The organism is Armatimonadota bacterium (assembly GCA_039679645.1).
Classification (GTDB): Bacteria; Armatimonadota; UBA5829; order UBA5829; family UBA5829; genus UBA5829.
In genome coordinates this window covers 107039-115582 of record JBDKUO010000067.1, presented here as the reverse complement: position 1 = coordinate 115582, position 8544 = coordinate 107039, and the positions used below count along the sequence as shown (strand labels likewise).

The following is an 8544-nucleotide window of genomic DNA, read 5'->3' as shown; positions in this document are numbered from 1 at the left end:
TGCTGGCATGATTGTGGCTCGCCTCCTTTATTTTCTCACAAAAATGAATTCGGCGTTGACCGTCCATTTTCATGCCAGCAGCCTCATCTTTTACCTATTAAAATTCCGTAGATTTGACACGCACCCTCGCTCGATTATTGAGTCAATCGTAGAATTAGGCGAGACTTTCGGAGTTATGTGTATTCACACTGTTACGGATAAGATTTATATTGTACATACGCCGCCGAGGGCAAGACTGTCCTGTCGCGGCAGTTTCCGTGCAGCGAATGATATCAAGGATCAGACAAGTGAGCAAAAAAGTATTGGTGCTGTCCGCCAGCCCGAGGAAAGGCGGAAATTCCGACCTGTTGTGCGACCAGCTCGTGCTTGGAGCATTGGAAGCAGGTAATCAAGCAGAGAAGGTCTTTTTGAGGAGCAAAGATATCGGTTACTGTGTAGCCTGCTATGCGTGTAGGCAGGGAGGCAAATGCGCTCAACACGACGATATGGCTGAGATACTGGAGAGGATGATCACCGCAGATGTGATCGTGATGGCCACGCCGGTGTATTTCTACACCATGGACGCTCAGATGAAGACGCTGATCGACCGAACCGTCGCCCGATATACCGAGATCAGCAACAAGGATATCTACCTCATCTTGACTGCCGCTGACAGCAGAAAGCAGGCAATGGAAAGGACTCTAGAGGGATTCAGAGGATTCACCTCCTGCCTGAGCGGAGCGAAGGAAAAGGGCATTATCTATGGAACCGGCGCTTGGGGGATGGGCGACATCAAGGGCAGCGAAGCAATGAAGCAGGCATATGAAATGGGAAGACAGGTCTAGGACAGCATGAATAAGCTAGGATTCGGGCTGATGCGCTTACCCTTAGCAGAAGAAGGGAATCCGAAAAGCATCAATCAGGAACTTGTAAATAGGATGGTTGACCACTACCTAGGGAAAGGCTTTACCTATTTCGACACGGCATACCCATACCACCAGGGAATGAGCGAGGTCGCCGCAAGAAGGGCTCTTGTGGAGAGATATCCAAGGGAAGCATTCACATTAGCGGATAAGATGCCGACCTTTTTGGTAACAAGCAATGCAGACTATCAGAAGTTCTTTGACGAGCAGCTAGAGAGGTGCGGCGTTGAATACTTTGATTACTATCTGCTGCACACCCTTAATGAAAAGATCTATGCGGCCACACTAAAGCATGGCGGATTTGATTTCGTGAAGAAGTTGAAGGCTGAGGGCAAGGTAAAACATATTGGCTTTTCTTTTCATGACAAGGCAGACCTGCTGGACAAAATACTAATCGAGCATCCTGAGATGGAGTTTGTGCAGCTTCAGATCAACTACATAGATTGGGACAATGAAAGCATCGAATCCCGCAAGTGCTATGAGGTGACGACAAAGCATAAGAAACCTGTCATTGTCATGGAGCCTGTAAAAGGCGGCGCACTTGCCAATGTACCAGAGAAGGCGGATATGCTGTTTAAAGCTTATCATCCGGATATGAGCTCGCCATCGTGGGCAGTCCGCTTTGCAGCTTCCCTGGAAAACGTTTTTGTGGTGCTTAGCGGTATGAGCAATTTTGAACAAGTCGTAGACAACACAAGCTATATGCAAGATATGACGCCTTTGAACGACGAAGAGAATGAGATCGTTAAAATGGCAGCCGAGTCAATTAACAGCATTATAGCAATCCCCTGTACAGCATGTAGGTATTGTGTGGATGGATGCCCCCAAAAGATCGCTATACCGGAATGTTTCTTGCTTTACAATGACCAGAAGCGATACGGGCTGCTGCCTGGCCAGAGACTCCATTATGCGTTCTTAACAAGTGCATCAGGAAAGGCTTCTGACTGCATTGGCTGTAAGCAGTGTGAGGAGCACTGTCCTCAGCACATAGCCATTGTGGAGCAGTTGAAAGAAGTGGCAAAAGTATTTGATACGTAGCTGATAACTCGATCGCAAATAATAGTATGTAGGAATGGGAGATAAACATGAAAGTATTGTTAGTGAATGGCAGCCCTCATGATAAGGGGTGCACGTATACAGCATTGGAAGAAGTTGCAAAAACGCTGAATGCAGAAGGAATTGAAACCGAAATATTCCAGCTAGGAACAAAGCCGTTGTCCGGGTGTATTGCTTGTGGAAACTGTGCGAAAACCGGGCGCTGTGTATTTTCGGATCGAGTCAATGATTTTCTCGATATTGCGCAAGATGCCGACGGGTTTGTATTCGGTTCTCCCGTGCATTATGCATCTGCGGGAGGGGCCATCACATCTTTTATGGACCGTGTTTTCTATGCCGATTTTCGCTCTGGCAAACAATCCTTTTACCTTAAACCGGCAGCTGCAGTTGTATCAGCCAGAAGAGCCGGAACGACCGCCACATTCGATCAGCTCAATAAGTATTTCACCATCTCAGAGATGCCTGTCATTTCATCAAGATACTGGAACATGGTGCATGGCCATACACCGGATGATGTCAAAGAAGATCTTGAGGGATTGCAGATAATGCGCGTATTAGGAAGAAACATGGCCTGGTTTTTGAAATGCAAAGAGGCTGGTCTTAAAGCCGGAGTCAAATTACCTGAGCGAGAAGAAAGTGTATTTACTAATTTTATCCGGTAAGCATTTTCTCATTTACTAAAAGCTTCGGGTTATTCGCAAAGAGTATTTGCCACCGTATTCAAATCGAAAGGAGAGAAGGCAGTGGGTTAGGAAATTTCTCGTCGTGATTTTCTAAAGGTTAGTGCCCTCACGCTGGGCGCTGCTGTAAGTAGTCTTGATATTGGTAGCGCTCTCGCAGCAGAACACAGCAAATCCCAAGTGTTTTTTATGAAGGATATCAGTGCTAATGGTTTGCTGAAAATCTATGCAAAAATCAATCAAGGTGTGAGAGGCAAAACAGCCATCAAGCTGCACACCGGTGAGCCGCATGGCGCCAATATACTACCGCGGGAAATGGCAAAAGCCCTTCAGCAGCATATTCCCAACAGCACCCTGGTGGAAACCAATATCAACTATCACAAAGCAATTCTCCGTCATTGTTGATCCTCTCTTTTAGGATCGGCTTTATAAATAAACAGTTAGGTAGACACAACTATTATTGAGAACACTCAGCAGATCATTGAATCAGATGCAATGCCTATCAAACAATTTTTCCCAAAAGCAGATGGCCACATTCTCCGACTTGAGTCCTATCGAATTACTTCTGGCTAATTAATGGCGTAATCGGATCAATCATCTGAGCTTTTCCATCTAACAGACTCGTTATAAAGCTGCTCAGCAATCTTTTGAGTTCTCATCAGGACAAACAGCTAAGCACTGCGATGAAATCTGCGCGCCAACATCTCAGACCAAGCACTCTGAAGGCCAATCAGATTCGACCCACTCTTTGATCTTGAGCTGTTGCCAGCCACACAGTGTACACACCTATGCTTCCGCAATCCTGCCATCTTGTTCAATCACATCGCCACGATCAAGCAGCAGCTTGATTCCCGCTGTAAGTTGCAAAAAGTCGATACAAGCTCGAAATACCATCCTTACAATCTGTAGTGAGCACTGATTCTATGATAGCATGTTGCTATGTTGGAATGGTTTATCTTCTTGATTCATCTGCTGCGTGGTCAGTTTACATCACGCCAAGCACTCATTGTTGAAAACATAGCTCTTCGCAGTCAGCTTGCTTTATTCGATTCTCAAGTTCTTTCCGGCAAACGTTCAAAGCCCAAAGCAACACCGGCATTTCGTGAAATTTGGGTGGTTCTATCCAAGGTCTATACAAAATGGAATTTGGTTCTGGTTGTAGTGAAACCTGAGACAGTAATCCGCTGGCACAAGCAAGTATTCAAGCTATTCTGGAGATATAAATCACAACGCAAGAACGGGCGTCCAGTTATTTCGGCCGAAATGCGAAAGCTGATCAAGAAAATCAATGCAGATAATCCATTATGGAGCCCAGAGCGAATTTATGATCAGTTGATTGAACTCGGATTTAACCCGCCATCACCGAACACTATTCGGAAATATTTACCGAAACCTGTCAGAGACAAGAACAAGTCGACTCAGGCTTGGAAAACGTTCCTTAAGAACCACATGGATTCCACTTGGTCGATGGATTTCGTCATTGTTCCAACGTTAACTTTCCGACTGCTTTACGTCTTCATCATCGTAAGCCATGAGCGACGGAAGATTGTCCATTTTGGAGTAACACAACATCCAACGATGTTCTGGGTAATTCAGCAACTCCGCGAGGCAACCGGATTCGGAACACAGCCCAGATACATCATTCGTGACAACGACCGAATCTACGGATCCGGTGTGCCAGCATTCTTACGCAATTCCGGCATCGAGGAAGTCCGCTCTGCCTACCACAGCCCATGGCAGAATCCATATTGTGAGCGAGTAATTGGAATTCTACGCCGCGAACTTCTCGATCACATTATCCCGCTCAATGAACATCATCTTCATCGGTTGCTGAAAGAATACATCGGTAAATACTACCATTCGGTGCGAACTCACAGTAGTCTGGATCATAGACCGCCACTCTATGACGTATCGGTCAAAAAGTCGCAGCTTTCGCCGGATGACCTGTTGGAGTCCGAGCCTATTCTCGGCGGACTATATCACAGTTATCGGGCGAAAGCTGCCTGATCTTCCGGTATTCTATTATCAGCTCTTAATCGCCTGCCTGATCCGGCGATTGCCTCATCACGCCACTCCCTTACCAATCATGTCGATATACCGTTCGTTTTGCCAACATGGATTAGGTGCCAGCAGCAAAAACGTAGTGCTGACTACTCGACCACTGACAAAAAGGCCATCGAAATGCTGGTTTACCCGCAGTAAAACTGCTCGGATGAGGTTTTTGCAGGGTACACGCCCAGAAAAGCAGCTGAGGAACGAGCGCGCCTCATGTCTAGTGCCGAAAAGGGCGTTTCTCTACTTTCTGAAAAAATATTCGTAATTGATTATTGGCATCAATGGGTTGATTTCCGCCTTGAAAATAAGAAGATAAAACCCAAAACCGCTATTCGTTATAAACAGTATATCGAAAACAATCTGGCACCTCTCACCAGCAACATGGCACTAGACCAAATTCAGCCAGTCCATATTGATTTGTGGATTTCGGATTTGATCGAGAAAGGTGGAGTCAATGGCACTAAATTATCGTCAAAGACTGTTTTTGACATATATTGCATGATCCGAGCCTCATTTAATCAGGCGGTCAAGTGGAGAAAATTAGCATTCAACCCAGCGCTGTTTGTAGATCCTCCCATTGTCGAAAAATCTGAGCGCATGATCACAGATAGAGCGGGCATTGCACAAATAATTGAGGCTGTGAGCAATACAAAATATCGTATACCAGTGCTTATTGCTATTTCTACAGGAATGCGCAGAGCTGAGATTGCAGGTTTGCGTTGGGAGGATTTCATCGAGGATGAAGACCAAAGCCGGTTTATTGTTCGTCGCAATTTACAGTTGATAAGCGGACAGCTTGTCGAGGGCACTACCAAGACTCGTAAATCTCGCATCGCTCCCGCGCCGCCATCATTGGTCGCGATTCTTAAAGAACATCGCAAATGGCAAGAAGAGCAGGCGGCAGAATCTCCGAACGGGTTTCAAAATGATGGTTGGATATGCACACATCCGAATGGCAAGCCATTTTCACCAGATTCTCTGAGCCATGCATTTTATCATATAGCAAAGCATGCGAAACTGACAGGTTTAACGCTACATGGTTTGCGTCATACGCTTGGCACAGAAGAACTTAATAATGGTGTAGCTGAAGCTATTGTCGCGGGAATGCTCGGGCATAATGTTAAGATTTTGCGCGAAATTTATTATCATTCCAGATCGAGCGCCCAAAATCAAGCTAGGAATGTTGCAGAACAACTATTGAATCCTCCCGCAAAACCTCAAATCAGAATAGTCGAATGGCCATCTATAGATAGCGGCGATGGAGAAGCAAAGGCACTTTAAAATGTTTTCGGGCGCACTTCGGGCGCACTTCGGGCGTTATCCCATATTTTCCTATGCAATCTACGCTCAATAATTGGTCGGGCAAGAGTTAAAATCACGAACCACTCTATGAATAGTTGGTTAACCAGCATCGCATCTGCGTCACTGCTTCCTTGATCACCCTCGGTCTCAGGATTGCCTGTGGAAAACCCCGGATTTGAACTCAATACACCTCTCGGATGTGTGCAGGCTCAGAAATCATAGATAAGTTTCGCAACTCACACCTTGGTCGATTTGAGCAAGAGTCAGTTCTACGAAAAGAAACGAACACGGAACCGTCATACGACTTGACCTTTGCCATAGGTCCCCATCAATAGCACCGGCATGCAAATTATGCCGCAACCACGCGAATGTGTCCGTGCTCTGCTTCCTGACTCTTTGGTTTGATTATTATCTCTACATCCCTGTCGAGGGCATTGAGAAATCTGAAGAGCCGCTCAGACGAGAATCCCTCAAGTCTGCCGCGCATAAGAGCAGAGACCTTGGGTTGGTCTACTCCCAGTATCGATGCCGCCGTCGTCTGACTTAATTTTCGTTCAGCGATAATATCACATATGCGGCAAGCGACCTCTGCTTTAGCAAGTGTCTCTTCAGCATCCACAACCCCAAGGTCTGCGAACACGTTGCCACTTGATGGGGTAACTTTGATCTTATTGCTCATGATCAGATCCTCTTTCTTTACACCAGTCAAGATAATGCTCTTCCGCGCGCTTGAGTCGGCTTCTTACAAGATCGATCTCGTGCTTTGGTGTAGTGATGCCCTTCTTGGATTTCTTCTGAAAAGCATGGAGCACATAAACAACTCCGGCAAACTTCACTGTGTAAACCGCGCGATAAGTATTGCCATCATCATCCTCTACGATCTCAAGAACACCAGCGCCTCCAAAACCTTTCAATGGTTTTGCATCTACGTGCTTTCCGCCATCTTGAGCTCGCCGCAGTGCGAAACCTATAACTCGTCTGACATCTTCGGGAAAGCTCCGAAGATCATCCAAGGATGAGCCTATCCAGAACAGCGGCCGATCCGATGCATCCATGTTCATATTATGCCATGACTAGCATAATTAAACAAGTGGCAATATAGAATATTACCGGTTCGCCGTTGTACAATAATCATATGTTCAGAAACCTCGCCATCATTACAGATTGCACGAAGATGCTTACCTGGTGGCTTTTATCATTCTTTCGCTCAAGGCAATATCTTGCCGCAGAGATTGTAGCACTTCGCAGCCAGCTTGCGCTTTATCAACTCAGACAAGAAAAGGGCATCATTCCAAAGCCACGATGCACTCCGGGCTTCCGTCTGACCTGGGTTTTTCTTATGAAGACATTCGCCAAATGGAAAGATGCTCTTTGCGTAGTGCAACCACAGACGGTAATCGGCTGGCACCGCGCAGGATTCCAAATGTTCTGGCGATACAAATCGCGGCGCAAGAATGGGCGGCCAACTGTTTCAGCCGAAATGCGTAAGCTAATCAAGAAGATCAACATAGAAAACCCTCTCTGGAGCCCAGAGAGAATATACGATCAGTTGACCGAACTCGGATTCATTCCACCGTCGCCAAATACAATCCGAAAATATCTGCCAAAACCAACTCGTGATAGCGGCAAGTCTTCTCAAACCTGGAAAACATTCATCGCCAACCACATGGACGTGACCTGGGCGATGGACTTCTTCGTTGTCCCAACCCTTACGTTTCGGCTTATATACGTTTTCATTATCGTAAGCCACGAACGCCGGGAGATCGTGCATTTCGGGATCACCGAACATCCGACCATGCTTTGGGTGATAAACCAACTCCGTGCTGCAACCATGGATGGCATCCAGCCCAAGTTTATTATCCGCGATAATGACCGTATTTATGGCTGCGGCATGCCCACATTTCTCAGAAATTGCGGAATTGAAGAAGTCAAGACTGCTTATCACTGTCCGTGGCAAAATCCATATTGCGAACGAGTAATCGGAATTTTACGCAGAGAGCTTTTCGATCACATCGTTCCGCTCAACGAACGCCATCTGCACCAGTTGCTTCGCGAATACATCGATGAATATTATCATTCAGTGCGAACTCGCAGCAGTCTGGGTCATCGGCCGCCGATTGTCAATCCATCAGTTAAAAAACCACAGCTTTCGCCCGATATCCCGCTGATTGAATTGTATTCATACTCGACGAATTGTCAGGTAAGCATCTCGTCACGTGTCAACTACAGCAAAATTGCCCATTCCCCAATTACTCACTGCTCCATACGACGGTCAATCTCCCCAGCGACTGGTCGTGTGATTCCGAAATCCCTATCAGCCGACGCCCCAAAGCCAGAAAATCAGCCCGGATAAAGTTTCTAGGGTCGACAACTTGACACACGGTGAGTCTTCGTGAAACCTCATAAAAATTTGGCCATAATGGTTCAGAATCGTCGGCACGGACTTTTGCAAGCGACAGCTGTTCACTACTCGGACTTGTGCAATAATAATCTATCAGCCTATGGTATACTGGAGTGTCTGAAGCAGACTGGACTCGTCACTCAGACAC

The 8544-nt window shown here is 46.4% G+C and carries 9 protein-coding genes; 7 read left to right on the top strand and 2 right to left on the bottom strand.

Annotation, left to right across the window (positions count from 1 at the left end; all coding sequences use genetic code 11):
• Window positions 1-287: 287 nt before the first annotated feature.
• From ABFD83_14710 to ABFD83_14685, 6 genes are all read left to right on the top strand, one after another.
• Window positions 288-824: a flavodoxin family protein gene (locus ABFD83_14710; GenBank protein MEN6358321.1), complete on the top strand. Its 537-nt coding sequence runs from the start codon at window positions 288-290 to the stop codon at window positions 822-824.
• A gap of 6 nt (window positions 825-830) precedes the next feature.
• The gene (locus tag ABFD83_14705; GenBank protein ID MEN6358320.1) at window positions 831-1940 is read left to right on the top strand and encodes an aldo/keto reductase; all 1110 of its coding nucleotides are present in this window, start codon (window positions 831-833) and stop codon (window positions 1938-1940) included.
• Window positions 1941-1987: 47 nt separating this feature from the next.
• Window positions 1988-2620 carry a flavodoxin family protein gene (locus ABFD83_14700; GenBank protein MEN6358319.1) on the top strand — a complete coding sequence of 211 codons (633 nt, stop codon included), beginning with the start codon at window positions 1988-1990 and terminating at the stop codon, window positions 2618-2620.
• A gap of 207 nt (window positions 2621-2827) precedes the next feature.
• A complete protein-coding gene (locus ABFD83_14695; GenBank protein MEN6358318.1) occupies window positions 2828-3043 on the top strand; it encodes a hypothetical protein in 216 nt (71 codons plus the stop codon).
• Between the two features lie 534 nt (window positions 3044-3577).
• A complete protein-coding gene (locus ABFD83_14690) occupies window positions 3578-4645 on the top strand; it encodes an integrase core domain-containing protein (GenBank protein MEN6358317.1) in 1068 nt (355 codons plus the stop codon).
• A 261-nt stretch (window positions 4646-4906) separates the two neighbouring features.
• Window positions 4907-5974, top strand: coding sequence for a site-specific integrase (locus tag ABFD83_14685; protein MEN6358316.1), 1068 nt, complete (start codon window positions 4907-4909; stop codon window positions 5972-5974).
• Between the two features lie 370 nt (window positions 5975-6344).
• Here the strand turns inward: ABFD83_14685 and ABFD83_14680 are convergent, their stop codons facing one another.
• Both ABFD83_14680 and ABFD83_14675 read right to left on the bottom strand, forming a co-directional pair.
• Entirely contained in the window at window positions 6345-6674 is a 330-nt protein-coding gene (locus tag ABFD83_14680) for a helix-turn-helix transcriptional regulator (protein MEN6358315.1), read from the bottom strand.
• Complete coding sequence (locus ABFD83_14675) at window positions 6664-7050, bottom strand: type II toxin-antitoxin system RelE/ParE family toxin (protein ID MEN6358314.1); 387 nt, start codon at window positions 7048-7050, stop codon at window positions 6664-6666. Before ABFD83_14675 ends, ABFD83_14680 begins: the two co-directional genes overlap by 11 nt.
• Before the next feature lie 80 nt (window positions 7051-7130).
• Here ABFD83_14675 and ABFD83_14670 point away from each other — a divergent pair, with 80 nt between their 5' ends.
• Entirely contained in the window at window positions 7131-8348 is a 1218-nt protein-coding gene (locus tag ABFD83_14670; protein MEN6358313.1) for an integrase core domain-containing protein, read from the top strand.
• Window positions 8349-8544: the final 196 nt, after the last annotated feature.